This is a genomic window from Burkholderia sp. AU31652 (genome assembly GCF_002223155.1).
In the GTDB taxonomy this organism is placed as follows: domain Bacteria; phylum Pseudomonadota; class Gammaproteobacteria; order Burkholderiales; family Burkholderiaceae; genus Burkholderia.
The window spans coordinates 697069-717294 of record NZ_NKFG01000004.1; the positions used below are offsets into that span (position 1 = coordinate 697069).

Consider the following 20226-nt stretch of genomic DNA (forward strand, 5'->3'; position numbering starts at 1 on the left):
GCGCGGCGGCAGCGCGCGCGGCGTCGTTGATACCGATCGTGCGCCGATCGGGCGGGCGGCGTGGCGCGCCTAGCGCGAGCCCGCCGGCTCGGACACGGAGTCCGGATGATGCGTGCGGGCGCGCCGCAGCGTCAAGACGAACAGCGCACCGCCCGACGGCGCGTTGCGCGCGGTCAGCGCCCCGCCCGCGTCGCTCGCGATCGACGACGAGATCGCGAGGCCCAGGCCGAGCCCGCGCCCCATTTCCTTGGTCGTGAAGAACGGCTCGAACAGGCGCGGCAGCAGGTCAGGGGCAATGCCGCTTCCGTTGTCGCGCACCTCGACGGCGAGCGTGGCCGCCGACACCGCGATCGTCACCTCGATCGCCGGCGCCGCCACCCCGGCGACCGCGTCGAGCGCGTTGCCGAGCAGGTTGATCAGCACCTGTTCGAGGCGCAGATCCTCGCAACGGGCGACGAGTTCGGGATAGTCGCGCGCCAGATCGAGCGGCGCATCCTGCGCGGGCGACACGGTCGCGTCCTGCAGCGTCAGCGTGAGCGCGACGCCGCGCAGCCGCTCGTCGAGCAGCGACAGCACGCTGCGCAGCGCGCGCACGACGAGCGCCTGCTCGTTGCGCGGCTTCGCGCGGCCGACGAACAGCTTCAGCTGGTTCGTGATCTTGCCCATCCGCTCGGTCAGCGCGGCGATCGCCTCGAGATTCTCGCGCGCGGCCGCCTGCTCGCCGCGATCGAGCAACACGCGCGTGTTGTCCGAGAAGCTGCGCAGCGCCGCGAGCGGCTGGTTCAGTTCGTGCGTGATGCCGGCCGCCATCTGGCCGAGCGCGGCGAGCTTGCTCGCCTGGATCAGTTCGTCGTGCGCGGCGCGCAGCTCCTGCTCCGCACGGATCCGGTCGCCGACTTCCTTCTGCAATTGCTCGTTCGCTTCCGACAGGTCGGCCGTGCGCTCCTCGACGCGCCGGTTCAGCTCCGCGTACGCCTGTTGCAACAGCGCGCGGCCGCGGATCATTTCACGCACGCGCGCGCGGCGCATCCGCCAGTAGAACGCGAGCAGCGCGACCGACACGAAGCCGAAACCGGTGACGATCGTCGCGTTGCGCGCATCGGCGTCAACGGGCGCGATCGGCGCGAGCGTGACGAGCAGCCAGTCGGGCTCGCCGATCCGGCGCTTGCTCGCGAGGAACCGCGGCGCGCGCATGCCGGGGCCCAGGCGCACGATTTCCGCATCGGGGCCGAGCACCTGCTCGATGCGCAGCGGCAGCGGCGTGACGGGCTGCTGCGCGTACTGGCGCGTCTCGTAGATCGACGCGGCGACAGGGCCCGTGAGCGGGCGCAGCGTGTGGTACTTCCATGCGGGCACCGACGACAGGAACACGACGCCGTGATCGTCCGCGACGACGAGCGGCTCCGACGCATCGGCGCCCTGGAACCATTCGAGGTTGAGCTTCACGACGACCACGCCCGCGATCTTGCCGTCGCGCCACACGGGCTGCGAGATGTAGTAGCCGGGATCGCGCGAGATCGTGCCGATCCCGAAGAAGCGGCCGACCTGGCCGTTCATCGCATCGAGGAAATACGGGCGGAAGCGGTATTCGGTCCCGACGAAGCTGTCGGGCGCGCGCCAGTTGCTGGCGGCGACACACAGGCCGTCCGCGCCGATCACGTAGGTGACGGTCGCGTGCGCGTGTTCGTTGAGGTCTTCGAGATAGCGATTGACGCGCCCGGTGTAGTCGGCGCGCGTCGGCTCGGCGAGCAGGTCCTGCACGTACGGATGGCTGCCGAGCAGATAGGGCAGCGACTCGTAGCGGTCGAGCGTGCTCTTGAGCGCGTTGGTGGTGCGGTCGACGCGCACCGCGGCGTTGCGCTGCAGCTCGGCGACGCCGCGCCGCCAGGTGATCGTCCACGTCAGCGTGCACGCCGCGGCGAGCGCGGCGGCAAGCACGACGAGAATGAGCAGACGGCGCGTCACGGTCGAGGCTTCCTGGCGATGCGGATCACCTATTGTGTCATAGGCCTCCGCCCTTCCGCCTCGACCGCCGCGGCTCGCACCGCCGGCGGGCGGTGCCGCCGCCTGCTCCTTCATGACGTCAGACGCCGGCCGTCTCGGTCGGCGCCACTTCGCCGCCGCCCTTCAGCGCCTGGCGCAGCTTGTTGCGGTCGAGCTCCTTCTCCCAGGCCGACACGACGACCGTCGCGACGCCGTTGCCGACGATGTTGGTCAGCGCACGGCATTCGCTCATGAAGCGGTCGATGCCGAGGATCAGCACCATGCCCGACAGCGGGATCGTCGGCACGACGGCCAGCGTCGCGGCGAGCGTGATGAAGCCCGCGCCCGTGACGCCGCTCGCGCCCTTCGACGTCAGCATCGCGACGGCGAGCAGCGTGAGCTGCTGCATCCACGTCAGTTCGATGTTGGTCGCCTGCGCGATGAACAGCACGGCCATCGTCATGTAGATGTTGGTGCCGTCGAGGTTGAACGAATAGCCGGTCGGCACGACGAGGCCGACGACCGAACGCGAGCAGCCGGCCTTCTCGAGCTTTTCCATCAGCTGCGGCAGCGCGGCTTCCGACGAGCTCGTGCCGAGCACGATCAGCAGCTCTTCCTTGATGTAGGACACGAAGCGGATGATCGAGAAGCCCGTGACCCGCGCGATCGTGCCGAGCACGACGAGCACGAACACGACCGACGTCAGGTAGAACGTGCCGATCAGCTTGAGCAGCGGCACCAGCGAGCCGACGCCGTACTTGCCGATCGTGAACGCCATCGCGCCGAACGCGCCGATCGGCGCCAGCTTCGTGACGATGTGCACGATGCCGAACAGCACGCGCGTGAGCCCGTCGATGAAGTCGGTGACGACCTTGCCGCGCTCGCCGAGATGCGCGAGCACGCTGCCGAACAGCAGTGCGATCAGCAGGATCTGCAGGATCTCGCCCTGCGCGAACGCATCGACCATCGTGTTCGGGATGATGTGCATCAGGAAGTCGACCGTCGACTGCCCGTGCGCCTTCGCCGCGTACGACGCGACGGCCTTGCCGTCGAGCGTCGCCGGATCGATGTTGAAGCCGACGCCCGGACGCAGGATGTGCGTGGCCGCCAGGCCGAGCACCAGCGCGAAGGTCGACACGATCTCGAAGTACAGCAGCGCCTTGCCGCCGACGCGGCCGACCTTCTTCATGTCCTCCATGCCGGCGATGCCGGTGACGACCGTACAGAAGATGATCGGGCCGATCACCATCTTGATCAGCTTGATGAAGCCGTCGCCGAGCGGCTTCATGTCGGTGGCGATCGACGGATAGAAGTGGCCGAGGATCACGCCGACGATGATGGCGAAGATCACCTGCACATAGAGCACTTTGTAGAAGGGTTTCTTCTTCACGATGGTTCCTGCAGAAGTAGATGAGCCGATGGAAACGGCGTCACGCGCGCGGACGAATGTCACAGGGGAAGATTCACTCGCCCGCGCGGCTGCCGTGCCGCAACAAGCGATGCCTCAGGACGTCCGGAGGGGGAGGAAGGCAGTGGTCATCGATTGTCTCCTTGCTTGCTGTAGTAGTTCGGCCGGGGGAGGGCCGTGCGCTTTATATTGCAAGGTCAATGCCAGGTTCCTGAAACCCGTCAAACCTTTGTATTCATTGTATTTCTCATAATGCGGCAGGCAAGGAAATCCGGGTTTCCGGATTTCCGGAAAATATCCGTCCGGCGATCCGGACGGATGCACTCATTCATCCGACGAATCAATGCTGCACGGCGCGGCCGGCCAGCACGCCCGTCTGCGCGTAGAACTCCTGCTGCGCGAACGCGTCGCGCTCGCGCCGCGCGCGCTCGCCGCGATCCGCGAGCGAGCCGACGACGATCCCGATGAACGCGAGCGGCACCGACACGAGCGCCGGGTTGTCGAGGAACACCGGCGCGTGCGCGTGGTGCAGCACGTCGACCCACACCGACTTCGACAGCACCGTGAGCGCGACCGCCGACACGAGGCCGAGGCCGCCGCCGAGCACCGCGCCGCGCGTCGTCATCCCGCGCCAGAAGATCGACATCGCGAGCACCGGGAAATTGGCGCTCGCGGCCACCGCCGCGACGAGGCCGACCATGAACGCGACGTTCACGTGCTCGAACAGGATCGACAGCCCGATCGCGACCGCCGACAGCGCGATCGTCGCCGCGCGCGAGATGCGCATCTCGACGCGCTCGTCGGGCTTGCCGCGCGCCCACATCTGCGCATACAGGTCGTGCGAGATCGTCGTCGCGCCGGCGAGCGTGAGGCCCGCGACCACCGCGAGGATCGTCGCGAACGTGACGGCCGCGATAAAGCCGTAGAACCAGTTCCCGCCGACCGCCTGCGCGAGCTTCACCGCGACCATGTTCGAGCCGCCGAGCAGGTCGTGCGTCAGGTTGAACGTGCCGTTCGCGCCGAGCTTGAAGAACTCCGGATGCTGCGCGAGCAGCACGATCGCCGAGAAGCCGATCACGAAGGTCAGCAAATAGAAGTAGCCGATGAAACCGGTCGCATAGAGCACCGACTTGCGCGCCTCCTTCGCGTTCGGCACCGTGAAGAAGCGCATCAGGATGTGCGGGAAGCCGGCCGTGCCGAACATCAGCGCGATGCCGAGCGACAGCGCGTTGGCCGGATCGCGGATCAGCTTGCCGGGGCCCATGATCGACAGCGCGCCCGGATGCACGGCCACCGCGCGGCGGAACATCTCGTCGACGCTGAAGCCGAATTCGCTCAGTGCAAGCACGACGAGCAGCGTCGCGCCGCACAGCAGCAGCACGGCCTTGATCACCTGCACCCAGGTGGTCGCGGTCATCCCGCCGAAGAACACGTAGACCACCATCAGCACGCCGACGATCAGCTCGGCCGTGCCGTACGACAGCCCGAACAGCAGCTGGATCAGCTTGCCCGCGCCGACCATCTGCACGACGAGGTACAGCACGACGATGGTCAGCGAATTCGCGGACGTCAGCAGCCGGATCGGCCGCTGCGCGAAGCGGTACGCGACGACGTCGACGAACGTGAACTTGCCGAGGTTGCGCAGCGGCTCGGCGATCAGGAACATCACGAACGGCCAGCCGACCAGGAAGCCGATCGAGTAGATGAGCCCGTCGAAGCCGAACATGAACACCATCCCCGACAGCCCGAGGAACGACGCGGCCGACATGTAGTCGCCCGCGATCGCAAGCCCGTTCTGCAGCCCGGTGATGCCGCCGCCGGCCGTGTAGAAGTCGCGTGTCGAGCGCGTGCGGCGCGCGGCCCAGCGCGTGAGCGCGAGCGTCGCGAACACGAACGCGAAGAACATCCCGATCGCGACCGGGTTCAGTTCGACCTTGTCGGGCATCGGGCCCGCGACGGATACCGCGTGCGCGGCGGTGGAAGCGAGAACGGCAGGCGCGCCGAGTGCCATCGAGAGTCGTCGCATGTCGGCCTCCGTCACGAACGCTGCAGGATCGCGTCGACGCGGCGGTCGAACGCACGGTTCGCGCGCAACACGTAGCACGCGGTCAGGCTGATCGCGACCAGGATGATCGCGACGCCGGTGGCGATCCCGACCGTCATCGTCGCGCCGCGGTACAGCGGCGCGGCGAGCACGTGCGGCGCGAGCGCGACGAGCAGGATGAAGCCGTAGTACGTGGCGATCATCAGCGCCGTCAGCGTGAAGCTGAAGCGGCGCCGCGCACGCACGAGCTGCTGGTAGTCACGGCGCGCCGTGACCGATTCGATGACGGAAAGCTCCATGGTGTCTCCAATGTCTCCTCGTCGTCGCGAGGAATGTCTTATGGATGGCTGGCGCGTCGACTGCTCCGCCCGCGCCACGGCGGCAAGGCATGAAACGCGTTACACAATGCGATCCGCACGCAGCCGCGCAACCTCGTCGGCCGACATCCCGAGCCAGCCGCCGAGCACCGCATCCGTATCGGCACCGAGCACCGGCGGCGCGCCGCGCACCGGCAACCGCGCACCATCGAACCGGTACGGCGGCGCCAGCACGTCGACGCCGCCCGCGACCGGATGCGGCTGCCGCGTGACGAGCCCTGCGCTCGTCGCGCGTTCCGACTTCAGCGCCTCGTGCAGCCCGAGCACTTCGCCGCACGGAATGCCCGCGTCGGCGAGCGCCGTGAGCAACGTCGCGCGCGACCGGCGTGCGAGTTCACGACCAATCTCCGGCAGCAGCTCGGCGCGGTTTTCCGAGCGGCCGAGGTTGGTCTTGTAACGCGTGTCGGCTGCGAGGTCGGGGCGTTCGATCGCCTCGCAGAAGCGCGCGAACTGCGCGTTGTTGCCGACCGTGATCACGAGCGGGCCGTCGGCCGCGTCGAACACGCCGTACGGCACGACCGACGGATGCGCGTTGCCGTAGCGCGGCGGGTCCTCGCCCATCAGCAGCGCGTCGAGCCCGTAGTACGCGGTAATCATCAGCCCGCAGTCGAACAGCGCCATTTCGATGCGCCGCCCGCGCCCCGTCGCATGGCGCTCGTACAGCGCGGCGAGGATCGCCTGCGCCGAATACATCCCGGTGAACAGGTCGACTGCCGCGACGCCGAACTTCAGCGGCGGCTGGCCGGCCTCGCCGTTCAGCGCCATCAGCCCGGCCTCGCCCTGCACGACGAGGTCGTAGCCGGGCCGCGCTGCCTCGGCGCCCGAGCGGTCGTAGCCGGAAATCGCGCAGTGCACGACGCGCGGGTTCAGCTCGGCCAGCGTGTCGTAGCCGAGCCCGAGCTTTTCCGCGCCACCGAACTTGAAGTTGTGGAGCATCACGTCGGCCTGCGCGGCCAGCTCGCGCGCGAGCCGCCGCCCGTCTTCGGTCTGCAGGTCGAGACAGATCGAGCGCTTGCTGCGGTTCACGCTGTTGAAGTAGGTCGTCTCGGTGTCGCCGATCCGCAGGCCCCAGTCGCGCGTGTCGTCGCCGCGCGCCGGATGCTCGACCTTGATCACTTCCGCGCCGAAATCGGCGAGCACCATCGCGCACCACGGGCCCGCGAGCACACGCGAGAAATCGAGCACCTTCACGCCGGCCAGCGGCAATGCGCGCGATTCGTTCGTCATCCTTGTCTCCTCCGTTCGCGTCGTTCGTCTTTACTGTTTCGCCAGCGCGATGTAGCGCGCGAGGTGATGATCCTCGTCGCCGAGCTGGTGATCGATCATCACGAGGCGCTTCGCGTAGTGCGACAGCGGCAGCTCCCACGTCATCCCGATCCCGCCGTGCAGCTGGATGCTCTCTTCGGCGACGAGCGTGCCGATCCGGCCGATCGTGTACTTCGCCGCCGCGAGCGCACGTTCGCGCACCCCGCGCGGCGCATCGAGCTGTGCGGCCGCGTTGATCACGGCCGAGCGCGCCTGCTCGACTTCGAGCAGCAGGTCGGCCATCCGGTGCTGCAGCGCCTGGAAGCTGCCGATCGGCAAGCCGAACTGCTTGCGCGTACGCAGGTAGTCGAGCGTGTATTCCTTCGCGACGTCCATCGCACCGAGCGCCTCCGCCGACAGCGCGAGCAATCCGTAGCCGAGCACGCGTTCGAGCAGCTCGGCACCTGCTTCACCGTCGTGCGTGCCGAGCGCGGCATCGGCCGGCAGCACGACGCGTTCGAAGCGCACCTCGGCCGCGCGGCCGCCGTCGATCTTCCGGTAGTCGCGCAACGATACGCCCGGCGCATCGGCCGGCACGACGAACAAGCCGATGCCGGCCGCATCGTCGTCGTGACCCGACACCCGCGCGCTGACGACGAAGAACGCCGCTTGCGCGGCCTGGTCGACGACGCCCTTCGCGCCCGTCAGCACCCAGCCGTCGCCCGAGCGTTCGGCACGCGTGCGCACGGTCGTCAGTTCGTAGTGCGAGCCGGGTTCGTCGTGCGCGAACGCGGCGCTCGCGCTGCCGTCGATCAGGGCGGCCAGCCGGTCGCGATGCGCGGCGCCGCCGGCGAGCGACAGCGCCCGCCCCGCGAGCAGCGCGCCGAGGAACGGCTCGACGACGAGCCCGCGCCCGAGGCATTCGAACACCACGGCGATGTCGAAGCCCGCGCCGCCGAACCCGCCGTCGGCTTCGGAAAACAGCGCGCCGACCGTGCCGAGTTCGGCAAGGCGCCGCCACATCGCGCGATCGAAACCTTCGGCCGACTGCGCGATGCGATCGCGCACCGGGAACGCGTACTGTTCGGCGATGAAGCGGTTCAACGTATCCGCCAGCATCCGGCGGTCTTCTGTGTGCTGGAAATCCATCGTCGCGTCCCTCGTTACAGCCCGAGCATCATCTTCGCGATGATGTTCTTCTGGATCTCGTTCGAGCCGCCGAAGATCGACAGCTTCCGGTTGTTGAAGTACTGCTGCGCGGCGCTCGCGGCTGCGTCCGGGCCGACCGGCTCGCCGTCGTAATCGGCGTCGAGCGCCTCCTCGACGAACGGCTGCGCGTACGGCCCCATCGCGCGCCGCATCAGCGCGGTGATCTCCTGGCGGATCTGCGTGCCGCGGATCTTCAGCATCGAGCTTTCCGCGCCCGGCGCACCACCGCCCGCGACCGCGGCCAGCACGCGCAGGTTGGTCGTGCGCATGTTCTCGAGTTCGATCTCGACCCGCGCGACGCGCGCCGCGAAGAACGGATCGTCCGCGAGCGGCCGGCCGTTCTTCGTGACCTTCGCGGCCACCGCGCGCAACCGGTCGAGCGCGGCCGTCGAGAAGCCGATTCCGGCGATGTTGGTGCGCTCGTACGTGAGCAGGTATTTCGCGTAGGTCCAGCCGCGGTTCTCCTCACCGACGAGGTTGGCCGCCGGCACGCGCACGTCGGTGAAGAACACCTCGTTCACTTCGTGTTCGCCGTCGAGCGTGATGATCGGGCGCACTTCGACACCCGGCGTGTTCATGTCGATCAGCAGGAAGCTGATGCCTTCCTGCTTGCGCACGTCGGTCGCGGTGCGCACGAGGCAGAAGATCATGTTCGCGTAGTGGCCGAGCGTGGTCCACGTCTTCTGGCCGTTCACGAGGTAGTGCTCGCCCTGCGCGTCGATCCCGCGCACCGCGCTCGTCTTCACCGATGCGAGATCGGAACCGGCGCCCGGCTCCGAGTAGCCCTGGCACCACCAGTCGGTGCCGTCGAGGAGGCGCGGCAGCCAGTGGCGCTGCTGCGCGTCGTTGCCGTACTTGATCAGCACGGGGCCGAGCATGTTCACGCCGAACGGCACGATGCGCGGCGCACCCGCGAGCGCGCATTCGTTGTCGAACAGGAACTTCTGCGCGACGCTCCAGCCGGGGCCGCCGTATTCGCGCGGCCAGTGGCTCGCGAGCCAGCCGCGCGCGTTGAGTGTCGCGTGCCATTCGCGCATGTCGTCGCGCGTGAGATGCAGGCCGCCCTTCACCTTGCGCGCGATGCGCGCGGGCAGTTCGGCTTGCAGGAAGCGCTGCACTTCGGTGCGGAAGGCTTCCTCTTCGGGAGTGAAATTGAGGTCCATCTTCGGTCCGTGGCGAATGCGGTGGGCGTTCAGTCGACGCGGTTCAGGCTCGCGAAATCCGCGCCGCGCGCGACGAGATCGACGAGCAGCGGCGACGGCTTCCAGAACAGCGGATCTTCCTTCGCGAACGCGCGGATATCGGCGAGCACGTTCGCGAGGCCGACCGTGTCCGCGTAATGCATCGGGCCGCCGCGATAGCGCGGGAAGCCGTAGCCGTGCAGGAACACCGCATCGACATCGAGCGGGCGCAGCGCGATCTTCTCGTGCACCACGTTCGCGCCTTCGTTGATCATCGCGGCGAGGTAGCGGCGCAGGATCTCGTCGTCGGTGAAGGTGCGCGACGTGACGCCCTTCTTCGCGCGCTCTTCCGCGACGATCGCCTCGACTTCCGGGTCCGGCGTGCCGACGCGCGCGCCGTCCGGATACAGGTAGTAGCCGCGCGCGGTCTTCTGGCCGAACCAGCCGCGCTCGCACAGCCGGTCGGAAATCGCCACGTAGCGTGCACGCGGGTCGCGCGTCGCCGCGCGGCGCTTGCGGGTCGCCCAGCCGATGTCGCCGCCCGCGAGGTCGACGACCTGGAACGGCCCCATCGGGAAGCCGAATTCGCGCACCGCGCGGTCGATCTGGTACGGCGACGCGCCGTCTTCCATCAGATAGTCGGCCGCCGTGCGATAGACCGCGAGGATCCGGTTGCCGATGAAGCCGTCGCACACGCCGGCGCGCACCGGCGTCTTCTTCAGTTGCTTGGCGAGCGCGAATGCAGTCGCGACGACGTCCGCGCTCACGCGGGCCGGCACGACGATCTCGAGCAGCTTCATCACGTTGGCCGGCGAGAAGAAATGCAGGCCGATCACGTCGGCCGGGCGGTCGATGCTGGCGGCCAGCTCGTCGATGTCGAGATACGACGTGTTGGTCGCGAGCACCGCGCCTGGCTTGCACACGCGCGCGAGTTCGGCGAATACGGCCTGCTTCACGGCCATGTCCTCGAACACCGCCTCGATCACGACGTCGGCCTGCGCGAGCGCGTCGTACGACGTGCTGCCCTTGAAGCGCGCGAGCCGCGCCGCGTGCGCGGCCGGCGTCATCCGCCCCTTCGCGACGAGGCCGTCGTACACCTTCTCGACGTGCGCGCGGCCGCGCGCGAGCGATGCTTCGTCGCGTTCGATCATCGTCACCGGCAGCCCGGCATCGAGCGCCGCGACCGCGATGCCCGCTCCCATCGTGCCGCCGCCGACCACGCCGATCCGCTCGACCGGCCGCGCGCTCGCGCGCCGCGCCTCAGGCGCCTTCGCCGCTTCGCGCTCCGCGAAGAACGCATGCACGAGGCCCGCGCGCTGCGGGCTGTCGATGCACTGCAGGAACAGGCTGCGCTCGAGCTTCATCCCCGCGTCGAACGACTGCGTGAGCGCGGCCTCGACGGCGTCGACGATCTTCGCCGGCGAGAACAGGCCACGCGATTTCTTCGGCAGCTCGGCACGCGCCGCATCGATCGCGGCCTGCGCGGCCGCGCGGTCGGCAAGCCCTCGCGCATCGCGCGTGCGACGCACCGTCGCGCCGAGCGACACGAGCTCCTGCGCATACGCGAGGCCTTCGGCGAGCGTGTCGTCGCTGTGCGCGACGCGGTCGACGAGGCCGAGCGCGAGCGCTTCGTCCGCGCTCACATGGCGGCCCGTCAGCATCAGGTCGAGCGCGGCCTTCGCGCCGATCAGGCGCGGCGCGCGCTGCGTGCCGCCCGCGCCGGGCAGCAGGCCGAGCGTGACTTCGGGCAGCCCGAGCTTCGTGCCCGGCACCGCGAGCCGGTAATGCGCGGCGAGCGCGACTTCGAGGCCGCCGCCGAGCGTCGCGCCGTGCAGCGCGACCACGACCGGCTTCGCGCCCGATTCGATCCGCTCGCATACATCCGGCAGCGACGGCGGCGCGATCGGCTTGCCGAACTCGCGGATGTCAGCGCCCGCGATGAAGTTGCGGCCGGCGCCGACGATCAGCACCGCACGGATCGCGTCGTCGGCCTGCGCCGCGTCGAGCGCGTCGGCAAGGCCGCGCCGCACCTCGGCGGACAGCGCGTTGACGGGCGGATGGTCGATCGTGACGACGAGCACCTTGTCGCGCCGTTCGCGCGTGACGGTGCCGGCCGGGCTGGCGGGGGAAGCGGGTGAGTTCATCGTGTCTCCTTGACGCGGCGGCTGGTGCGTCGACGCCGGTTCGTGGCTCACGGCCACGCGAGCGGCGCCGGGGCACCGGCCCCCGTCCCGCACGAAGCGGGACAAGATCCGGCCGTACGCCGGGCATGACCTGATTCTCGATTGATCTAGATTCATTGACAATTCCCTCCTGCTTTTACAAGCTGTCAAGTCTGACTTGACACTGAATGCTTCCGACCATTAACCGGGACGGATCAGGAGACGCGACGCATGGACCTGAACGCGCTGACGCTGCTCGTCGAGATCCTCGACGCCGGCAATCTCAGCAAGGCCGCGCAGCGGCTCAAGATGAGCCGCGCGAACGTCAGCTACCGGCTGAACCAGCTCGAGCGCTCGATCGGCCAGCAGCTCGTGCGGCGCACGACGCGGCGCATCGAGCCGACCGAGATCGGGCTGAAGCTGTACGAGCACGGCCGGCGCATCCGCAACGAACTGCTCGCCGCGCAGGAATCGGTGACGACGCTCGGCCAGGACCTGCAGGGCCGCGTGCGGCTGTCGGTGCCGAGCGGCTACGGGCAGATGGTGATGTCCGACTGGCTGCTCGCGTTCAAGCGGCTGCATCCGGGCATCGTGCTCGACGTCGTGTTCGAGAACCGCGTGGAAGACCTGATGCGCGACGAGATCGACATCGCGGTGCGCGTGATGCCGGAGCCGCCGCAGAACCTCGTCGCGCGCGACATGGGCGCGGTGCGCTACGTCGCGTGCGCGTCCGCCGCCTTCGCGGCCGAGCACGGGATGCCGGCGAGCCTCGGCGCGTTGTCGGCCGCCCCCGTCGTCACCGCGACGGTGATGGGCCGGCAGCTCAGGATCGCCGCGTATCTCGGCGACGAGCGCCACGAGGTGCTGCTCGAGCCCACGCTGGTTTCGGAGAACTTCCTGTTCCTGCGGCAGGCGATCCTCGGCGGGATCGGCGTCGGCATCGTGCCCGACTACGTGGTGCAGGACGACATCCGGCGCGGCACGGTCGTCACGTCGCTCGACGCGTACCGGCTCAGCATCTTCGGCACGCACATGTACATGCTCTACATGCCGAACCGGCACCACACGCGCGCGACGTCGACGTTCATAGAGTTCATCCTCGAACAGGCCGGAAAGACCGGCCGTGGCGGGCCCGGCGCGATGCGTCAGGGTTTCCTGTCGGGTGACAAGCCGCCGGGCACGCGGCGACAATAGCGCGCCGGGGCGGGCAGCCGCGTTGCGCCGGCACCGTCGCCTCCTTCGAATTCACTGCTGCCGAGGGTTCAATGTTCGACCGGATTCGTCCGCATTCGCGCTCCTGGACGCTGCTTGCCGCCGTCGCGCTCGTCGCGTTCAACGCCGGCTGCACGTCCCCGTCCACGCCACCGTCGGGCGCGGTGGTGCCCGTCGCCGCCGCCTCGGGCGCCGCCGTGCCGCTGCCCGGCTTCCACGCGCCCGAGCTGTCGTCCGGCTGGACCGACAAGCCGGGCTGGACCTCGCAGCACTTCATGATCGCGGCCGCGAACCCGCTCGCGACGCAGGCCGGCTACGAGATGCTGAAGGCGGGCGGCACCGCGATCGACGCGGCGATCGCGACGCAGATGGTGCTCGCGCTCGTCGAGCCGCAATCGTCGGGGATCGGCGGCGGCGCGTTCCTGCTGTACTTCGACGGCAAGGCAACGCAGGCCTACGACGGCCGCGAAACCGCGCCGGCCGCCGCGACCGACCGCCTGTTCTACGGGCCGACCGGCCAGCCGATGAGCTTCTACGAAGGTGTCGTCGGCGGACGCTCGGTCGGCACGCCGGGCGTGCTGCGCATGCTCGACGCCGCGCATCGCGCGCACGGCAAGCTGCCGTGGCGCCGGCTGTTCCAGCCCGCGATCCGGCTCGCCGAGCACGGCTTCACGATCAGCCCGCGGCTCGCGACGCTGATCGCCAGCGACAAGTACCTGAAGAACGACCCGGCCGCACGCGCGTACTTCTACAACCCGGACGGCACGCCGAAGGCAGCCGGCACGGTGCTGAAGAACCCCGCGCTCGCGACCGTGCTGCGCCAGGTCGCCGACCGCGGCGCGAACGCGTTCTACAGCGGCGCGATCGCGCGCGACATCGTCACGAAGGTGCGCAAGCACCCGACCAACCCGGGCCTGCTGTCGCTGCAGGATCTCGCGCGCTACAAGGCGAAGGTGCGCGCGCCGCTGTGCGCCGACTACCGGCGCTCGGTCGTGTGCGGGATGCCGCCGCCGTCGTCGGGCGGCCTCGCGATCGCGCAGATGCTCGGCATCCTCGAAGCGATGCCCGACTGGCAGCAGATCGGCGCGCAGAAGCCGGTGCGCAACGACGTCGGCTACGAGCCGACGCCGTTCGCCGCGCACCTGTTCAGCGAAGCCGGACGCCTCGCGTATGCGGACCGCGCGCGCTACGTCGCCGATCCCGATTTCGTGCCGCTGCCCGGTGGCAGCTGGGCGAGCCTCACCGACAAGACCTATCTCGCGCAGCGCGCGCACCTGATCGGCGACAGCAGCATGGGCGTCGCGCAGGCCGGCACGCCGCAGGGCGCGACGCTCGCGATGGCCGACGACCGCAGCCCCGAGCTGCCGTCGACGTCCGACATCGCGATCGTCGACCGCTACGGCCAGGCGCTGTCGATGACGACCAGCATCGAGGACGCGTTCGGTTCGCGGCTGATGGTGCGCGGCTTCATGCTGAACAACCAGCTCACCGATTTCTCGTTCGTGTCGAACGACAACGGCCGGCCGGTCGCGAACCGCGTGCAGGCCGGCAAGCGGCCGCGCTCGGCGATGTCGCCGGAGCTGGTGTTCGACAAGAAGACGAAGCAGGTGACGATGATCGTCGGCTCGGCCGGCGGCCCCGCGATCATCAATCATGTCGCGAAGACGCTGGTGGGCGTGCTCGACTGGGGAATGACGATGCAGCAGGCGATCGCGCTGCCGAACGTCGGGTCGATGAACGGGCCGACGCAGCTTGAACGCGGCCGCGTGTCGGAAGCGCTCGCCGACGGGCTGAAGGGCCGCGGGCACGACGTGCAGGTCGTCGAGATGAACTCGGGGCTGCAGGGGATCCAGCGGCTGAACGTGCAGGGGCAGACGGTGTGGTTCGGCGGCGCGGATCCGCGGCGGGAAGGGGTGGCGATGGGGGATTGAGGGTCCCCAAGCGTGGCGGCGCGGCGCGCTACGCGATGTCGTCCGGCCGCCCGGCCGTAACGACGCGTTGGCGTGCCCGATGCGGGCGGACCGCTCACTGCCCGCCCGCTCTGTCCACCCTGCGCATCGTGCTCGACACACGCATGTGTCCCGCACCATCCGCATCAATTTCGTATTCGTCTGATCGACGGCCCTTGCGTCAATCCGTATAGTCCGCTGCTCGTATCGGCATAGTCCGATCCAGGCCGGTCGTCGGCAGCGACGGCATGTTGCGGTCCCCCACAACGGCACCATCGCGCAGCCAACGAGCCGCCTGGAAGAAGACATGTCCGTATCGTGACGGCGCCTCGTCAGCCTGCGCCAACCATGCGACTCAATATCCCAAATTAATAAGGACTGCGACTCATACAATGGCCAGCATCCCCCTCCGCTCTTCCGGTCACGCGTGCCGCGCTGCTTGCGCCGCCAGCCTCTCGAAACTCGCCATCGCCATTGCCATGGTTGCACCGGGCTACGGTCAGGCCGCCGATCTGGTGCTGGATAATCTCATCATCAACGGTGGTTTGGGCGGCACGCCGACTGCCTCGGGAGCCGGCTCGATTGCCATCGGGCCCGGTGCGAAGGCAAACGGCGAGACCGGCGGCGATTACTCGGCCATCGCGATCGGCGCGGATGCCAGCGCCAATGGTCAGGCCACGATTGCGATCGGTGAAAAGGCCGGCGTTCACGGCGACCGGTCGAGCGCGTTCGGCGTATCGTCGAGCGTCAACGCGAACCGCGCGCTCGCGCTCGGCGCGGACACGAAAGTGACCGCGCACGATTCGGTGGCGCTGGGCCAGGGCAGCGTCGCCGACCGCGCCAAGACCGTCTCGATCGGCCAAGCCGGCAACGAGCGCCAGCTCGTCAATCTCCGCGCCGGCACGAAGGATACCGACGCGGTCAACCTGTCGCAGCTCAAGCCGGTCGTCGAGGCGCTCGGCGGCGATGCCGCGATCAACGCGGACGGGAGCGTGCGCGGCCCGAACTACAAGATCGACAGCCAGTCGTTCAACGACGTCGGCAGTGCGCTGACGAATCTCGACGAACGCGCCAAGACCAACACGCAATCGATCACGACGCTCGACGGCCGTGTCACGAACATCGAAGGCGACGTCAAATCCATCCGCATCGACGTCGACGATCTCGGCACGCGCCTCGACAACGGCGCCACCGGCCTCGTGCGCCAGGATCCCGCGAGCCTCGCGATCTCGATCGGCGCGAACAAGGGCGGCGCGTCGGTAAGCCTCGCCGGCACGGACGGTACGCGCGTACTGACCGGACTGTCGAACGGTGTCGACGACACCGACGCCGTGACCATCGCACAGTTGAAGGCGACCGGCCTGATCGACCCGAACGGCAAACAGCTCGGTGCGCTCGTGTACGACGATCTGACACTCGCCCGCGCGACGCTCGGCGGTGTGGGCGGCACGCTGCTTGCCAACGTCGCGCCCGGCCTGATCGCAGCGGGCAGCCTGGAAGCCGTCAACGGCGGGCAACTCTTCACGATGCAGCAGAAGATCGACTTGCTCGATACGCGCCTGACGAACTTCGAGAACGACAAACCCACGAGCCCACCGCCCGGCGGGAACCACGGCAACGACTTCGCGCAGCTCGGCGACGGCTCCGGCGCAACGGGATCGAACTCGCTTGCACTCGGGCAGAACTCGAAGGCATCCGGTGACGACAGTCTCGCGCTCGGCAACAACTCGACGGCATCGGGCAACAACTCGGTCGCGCTCGGCAACAACTCCGTCGCCGATCGCGACGACACGGTCTCCGTCGGCGCACCGGGCCAGGAGCGGCAGATCACCAACGTCAAGGCCGGCACCGCGCCGACCGATGCCGTGAACGTGCAGCAGTTGCACGACCAGATCGGCAGCGTGCGTAACGACATCGACCACTATCGTCGCGACGCCAGCGGCGGCATCGCGTCCGCCGTCGCCATCGCGAACCTGCCGCAGGCGTCGCTGGCCGGCGAAAGCATGGTCTCGATCGCCGGCGGCACGTACAGCGGGCAGTCGGCCGTCGCGTTCGGCCTGTCCACCGCCACGCGCAACGGGCGCTGGGTGGTCAAGGCATCCGGCTCCACCAATACGCGCGGCACGGTCGCGGTCGGCGCCGGCGCCGGGTATCGCTGGTAAGTCGTCGTCTCGCAGTCACCGGCATCATGCGACAGGGGCCGGGCTTCGCTCGACGCGAAGCCCGGCCCCTCTTTCGTTTGCAGCGCGGGGCAATCGACCTCCGTCACGCCCCGGTGCGACTCGCAGCCTATCCCCGCCCCTTCCACGGCACGATCCGCCGTTCGACCCACCGCATCGCGAGATCGAACAGCCACGCGATCGCGCCGATGATCAGGATCCCCATCACGACGATGTCGGTGCGCAGGAAGCTCGACGCGTTGAGCACCATCTGCCCGAGCCCGGCCGTCGCGGCGACCATCTCGGCCGCGACGAGCGTCGTCCAGCCGAAGCCGATCGCGATCCGCAGCCCGGTGAGAATCTCCGGCAACGCGGCCGGCAGCACCACATGCCGCACGATCTGCGCGAGGCTGCCGCCGAGCGAATACGCGGCGTTGATCTGCTCGACCGTCGCCGCACGCACGCCGGCGCGCGCCGCCATCGCGATCGGCGCGAAGCACGCGAGGAAGATCACGACGAGCTTCGCCGTTTCGTCGATGCCGAACCAGATCACGACGAGCGGCAGGTACGCGAGCGGCGGCAGCGGCCGGTAAAACTCCAGCAGCGGATCGAGCACGCCGCGCGCGACGCGGCTCACGCCCATCAGGATGCCGGCCGGCACGCCGATCGCGGTCGCGAGCAGGAACGCGCCGAACACGCGCGCCGCACTCCACAGCAGGTGCTCGGACAACGGCAGCCCACCCTGAATGCGACCATGCCAGGCATCGACGAATGCCGTCCACACGGCTTCCGGCGCGGGCAGGAACAGCGGCGGCAGCCACTGGCGATGCGTGGCGACCCACCACAGCACGGCCAGCACCGCGACCGTCGCCGTGCTCAAGGCCGCCGTCTTCCCCTCCCCCGGCAACCGGTAGCGGCGCGACGACGGCGCACGACGTTCCGCCGCTCGAGTCCGCGTGCGATCGCCCTGCTCGACACCTGCGGCCGTTCCGTCGGCCGCCCACGAATCCTGCGTGCTCATGCTGTCCTGCCTGTGCAAAGTGCTGATCCGACCGCGTCCGACCGACGCGCCCTGTCGCGCGAGTTCGCGCATCATGCGGCCGCCTCGGCCGCTTCGTCGCGATGCAGGTATGCGATCAGCCGCTCGCGCCACGCGATGAAATCCGGTGAAGACTTCACCGCGCGCGCATCGCGCGATTCGACGTAGTGGCGCGCGAACGGCAGTTCGAAGGTTTCCGCGATCCGGCCGGGGCCGGGCGTCATCACGACGAGACGCGTCGCGAGGAACAGCGCCTCCTCGACATCGTGCGTGATGAAGAACACCGTCTTGCCGGTGCGCGCCCACACGTCGAGCACGAGCGCCTGCATCGTGCCGCGCGTCATCGCGTCGAGCGCGCCCATCGGCTCGTCCATCAGCAGCACGCGCGGGTCGCTCGCGAGTGCGCGCGCGATGCCGACACGCTGCTGCATCCCGCCCGACAGCTCGTACACGCGCGCATGCGCATGACCGTCGAGCCCGACGAGCGCGAGCATCTCCCGCGCCCGCGCCGCGCGTTCGGCCTTCGACACGCGCGCGAAGCGCAGCCCGAGCGCGACGTTGTCGAGGACGTCGAGCCACGGCAGCAGCGCGTACTTCTGGAACACGACGCCGCGATCGGCGCCGGGGCCCGTGACCGGCACGCCGTCGACGCACACCTCACCGGTGGTCGGCGCGACGAAGCCGGCCATGCAGTTCAGCAGCGTCGTCTTCCCGCAGCCTGACGCGCCGAGCGCGACGACGAATTCACCGGCATCGATGCGCAGGTCGACGCGCGCGAGCGCCTGCGTCGTCGGCCTGCCGCGCTCGCCCGGATAGGCAACCGATACCTGACGGACTTCCAGCGTGCTCATGCTCAGGACTCCGCGATGATCGCCGCTTAGCGCGCGGCCTTCTGCACGAACTGCGGATCGACGCCGGCCGAATAGTCGGCGAGCACCGTCTGGATCGTGCCTTGCGATTTGAGGAAGGTGGCGGTCGCCGCCAGCGACTTCGCCGCGCCCGATTGCGCACCGCCGCCGAGCCACGTCGGCGACGCCTGCTCGGCCGCGGTCGGGAACGCATAGAGCGCGAGGCTGGCCGGCACGTCCTGCGCGTTCGCGCCCGACACCTTCGCGACCGCCGCGACCTGCGGCGAACCGACCTTCCATGCGGCCGCATGCGCGCGGTAGTCGGCATCGGCCGCCGCGAGTACCTTCACGAAGCGCGTGACGAACTCGGGGTTCTCGCGTGCGAACTTGCGGCTCACGACGAAGCCGTCGAAGGTCGCCTTGCCACTTTCTTTCGCAACCTGGCCGGACGTCGTCAGCACGGTGCCCGACTGCTTGACCTTCGCGAGCACCGGATCCCAGATGTAGGTCGCGTCGATGTCGCCGCGTGCCCACGCCGCCGCGACTTCGGGCGGACGCAGGTTGACGATCTTCACGTCGTTCGGATTGACGCCCGCGGCCTGCAGCGCGACGAGCGTGTGGAAATGCGACGTCGACACGAACGGCACGCCGATCTTCTTGCCCTTCAGCGATGCGACGTTCGTGACGCCCGAGCCGTTGCGCGCGACGAGCGCCTCAGCGTCGTTGATGTTGTCGAGCACCCAGAACAGCGAGATGTCGAGCCCCTGCGACAGCCCGGCCGCGATCGGGCTCGAGCCGGCTTCGCCGAGCTGCACGGAGCCCGACGCGAGCGCGCGGATCACGTCGGCGCCGCTGTCGAGCTTGCGGAACGTGACCTTGTAGCCGGTCGCCTTTTCGACTTCACCACTCGCCTGCGCATAGCGCCACGGCACCACCATGTCCTGGTACGCGATCACGACTTCGCGCGTTTCGGCGTGCGCCGCGCCGAGCGCGGCAAAGGCGGTCAGCGCGACGACGGCGCGGCGGATGAAGCTGAAACGGGACATGCGGCTCTCCTTCGGAATGCGGGCATTGCTGCGGGAGAGCCGACTATAGGAGCTTTGCGCGCGGCGGGAGCGAACTTATCCTGCGAAGCTATCGATGCTGTTTCAGCTTTGCTTTCCATGCTCGACCGGATTGCGTGTCCGGTCGGGTGGCGATTGCCGTGCGAACGCAAGCCGGGCGTCCGCGCCAACGAAAATCTATGGTCAGCCCGATTTTTGCAAGCGAGGCAGTGTTGACCTAAAGTGGACTTGCTCGAATCTATCCGGGGTCGCGGATGGGAAAGATCCCGCCCCATGATGGGAGCCGCGCCGGGCAAACCTCAAAAAGCCCACAGCATTGAGGTGCTGTTTTTTGTGTCAGGTTACT

General features: G+C 68.8%; 14 protein-coding genes. 3 read left to right on the plus strand and 11 right to left on the minus strand.

What is annotated here, in order from left to right:
- Positions 1 to 69 precede the first annotated feature (69 nt).
- From CFB40_RS15675 to CFB40_RS15710, 8 genes are all read right to left on the minus strand, one after another.
- Positions 70 to 2079 carry a sensor histidine kinase gene (locus CFB40_RS15675; RefSeq protein WP_089431720.1) on the minus strand — a complete coding sequence of 670 codons (2010 nt, stop codon included), beginning with the start codon at positions 2077 to 2079 and terminating at the stop codon, positions 70 to 72.
- Positions 2080 to 2083: 4 nt separating this feature from the next.
- Positions 2084 to 3373 carry a dicarboxylate/amino acid:cation symporter gene (locus CFB40_RS15680; protein WP_060321844.1) on the minus strand — a complete coding sequence of 430 codons (1290 nt, stop codon included), beginning with the start codon at positions 3371 to 3373 and terminating at the stop codon, positions 2084 to 2086.
- A gap of 358 nt (positions 3374 to 3731) precedes the next feature.
- On the minus strand, positions 3732 to 5417 hold the full coding sequence (locus CFB40_RS15685) for a cation acetate symporter (protein ID WP_089431891.1): 1686 nt from the start codon (positions 5415 to 5417) through the stop codon (positions 3732 to 3734).
- Positions 5418 to 5428: 11 nt separating this feature from the next.
- Positions 5429 to 5734, minus strand: coding sequence for a DUF485 domain-containing protein (locus tag CFB40_RS15690; protein ID WP_089431721.1), 306 nt, complete (start codon positions 5732 to 5734; stop codon positions 5429 to 5431).
- A gap of 99 nt (positions 5735 to 5833) precedes the next feature.
- Positions 5834 to 7039 (minus strand): CaiB/BaiF CoA transferase family protein, encoded by a 1206-nt coding sequence (locus tag CFB40_RS15695; protein ID WP_089431722.1) that lies wholly within the window; start codon positions 7037 to 7039, stop codon positions 5834 to 5836.
- 30 nt (positions 7040 to 7069) lie between these two features.
- Complete coding sequence (locus CFB40_RS15700; RefSeq protein ID WP_089431723.1) at positions 7070 to 8206, minus strand: acyl-CoA dehydrogenase family protein; 1137 nt, start codon at positions 8204 to 8206, stop codon at positions 7070 to 7072.
- A 14-nt stretch (positions 8207 to 8220) separates the two neighbouring features.
- Complete coding sequence (locus CFB40_RS15705) at positions 8221 to 9429, minus strand: acyl-CoA dehydrogenase family protein (RefSeq protein WP_089431724.1); 1209 nt, start codon at positions 9427 to 9429, stop codon at positions 8221 to 8223.
- Between the two features lie 29 nt (positions 9430 to 9458).
- Positions 9459 to 11591, minus strand: coding sequence for a 3-hydroxyacyl-CoA dehydrogenase NAD-binding domain-containing protein (locus CFB40_RS15710; protein ID WP_089431892.1), 2133 nt, complete (start codon positions 11589 to 11591; stop codon positions 9459 to 9461).
- 249 nt (positions 11592 to 11840) lie between these two features.
- On the opposite strand from CFB40_RS15710, the gene CFB40_RS15715 reads away from it, so the two are divergent.
- The 3 genes from CFB40_RS15715 (at position 11841) to CFB40_RS15725 (ending at position 16932) form a co-directional block, all read left to right on the plus strand.
- Entirely contained in the window at positions 11841 to 12803 is a 963-nt protein-coding gene (locus tag CFB40_RS15715; protein WP_089426411.1) for a LysR family transcriptional regulator, read from the plus strand.
- Positions 12804 to 12874: 71 nt separating this feature from the next.
- Positions 12875 to 14752 carry a gamma-glutamyltransferase gene (gene ggt / locus CFB40_RS15720; RefSeq protein ID WP_089431725.1) on the plus strand — a complete coding sequence of 626 codons (1878 nt, stop codon included), beginning with the start codon at positions 12875 to 12877 and terminating at the stop codon, positions 14750 to 14752.
- Positions 14753 to 15162: 410 nt separating this feature from the next.
- Entirely contained in the window at positions 15163 to 16932 is a 1770-nt protein-coding gene (locus CFB40_RS15725; RefSeq protein ID WP_089431726.1) for a YadA family autotransporter adhesin, read from the plus strand.
- A 127-nt stretch (positions 16933 to 17059) separates the two neighbouring features.
- On the opposite strand, the gene CFB40_RS15730 is transcribed toward CFB40_RS15725, so the two are convergent.
- From CFB40_RS15730 to tauA, 3 genes are read right to left on the minus strand one after another with little or no spacing between them, the layout of a single operon-like run.
- Positions 17060 to 18022: an ABC transporter permease subunit gene (locus tag CFB40_RS15730; RefSeq protein WP_089431893.1), complete on the minus strand. Its 963-nt coding sequence runs from the start codon at positions 18020 to 18022 to the stop codon at positions 17060 to 17062.
- Positions 18022 to 18819, minus strand: coding sequence for a taurine ABC transporter ATP-binding protein (locus tag CFB40_RS15735; protein WP_089431727.1), 798 nt, complete (start codon positions 18817 to 18819; stop codon positions 18022 to 18024). The genes CFB40_RS15730 and CFB40_RS15735 overlap by 1 nt, the downstream gene beginning before the upstream one ends.
- A 26-nt stretch (positions 18820 to 18845) precedes the next feature.
- Positions 18846 to 19862, minus strand: a complete 1017-nt coding sequence (tauA, locus tag CFB40_RS15740) for a taurine ABC transporter substrate-binding protein (RefSeq protein ID WP_089431728.1) — start codon at positions 19860 to 19862, stop codon at positions 18846 to 18848.
- Positions 19863 to 20226: the final 364 nt, after the last annotated feature.

Excerpts from the sequence above, each read along its gene's own strand:
- CFB40_RS15685 (WP_089431891.1), bottom strand. The coding sequence starts at position 5,417 with ATGCGACGACTCTCGATGGCACTCGGCGCGCCTGCCGTTCTCGCTTCC.
- CFB40_RS15715 (WP_089426411.1), top strand. The coding sequence starts at position 11,841 with ATGGACCTGAACGCGCTGACGCTGCTCGTCGAGATCCTCGACGCCGGC.
- CFB40_RS15725 (WP_089431726.1), top strand. The coding sequence starts at position 15,163 with ATGGCCAGCATCCCCCTCCGCTCTTCCGGTCACGCGTGCCGCGCTGCT.
- CFB40_RS15675 (WP_089431720.1), bottom strand. The coding sequence starts at position 2,079 with ATGAAGGAGCAGGCGGCGGCACCGCCCGCCGGCGGTGCGAGCCGCGGC.
- tauA (WP_089431728.1), bottom strand. The coding sequence starts at position 19,862 with ATGTCCCGTTTCAGCTTCATCCGCCGCGCCGTCGTCGCGCTGACCGCC.
- CFB40_RS15710 (WP_089431892.1), bottom strand. The coding sequence starts at position 11,591 with ATGAACTCACCCGCTTCCCCCGCCAGCCCGGCCGGCACCGTCACGCGC.
- CFB40_RS15690 (WP_089431721.1), bottom strand. The coding sequence starts at position 5,734 with ATGGAGCTTTCCGTCATCGAATCGGTCACGGCGCGCCGTGACTACCAG.
- CFB40_RS15700 (WP_089431723.1), bottom strand. The coding sequence starts at position 8,206 with ATGGATTTCCAGCACACAGAAGACCGCCGGATGCTGGCGGATACGTTG.
- CFB40_RS15695 (WP_089431722.1), bottom strand. The coding sequence starts at position 7,039 with ATGACGAACGAATCGCGCGCATTGCCGCTGGCCGGCGTGAAGGTGCTC.
- CFB40_RS15735 (WP_089431727.1), bottom strand. The coding sequence starts at position 18,819 with ATGAGCACGCTGGAAGTCCGTCAGGTATCGGTTGCCTATCCGGGCGAG.
- CFB40_RS15730 (WP_089431893.1), bottom strand. The coding sequence starts at position 18,022 with ATGCGCGAACTCGCGCGACAGGGCGCGTCGGTCGGACGCGGTCGGATC.
- CFB40_RS15705 (WP_089431724.1), bottom strand. The coding sequence starts at position 9,429 with ATGGACCTCAATTTCACTCCCGAAGAGGAAGCCTTCCGCACCGAAGTG.
- ggt (WP_089431725.1), top strand. The coding sequence starts at position 12,875 with ATGTTCGACCGGATTCGTCCGCATTCGCGCTCCTGGACGCTGCTTGCC.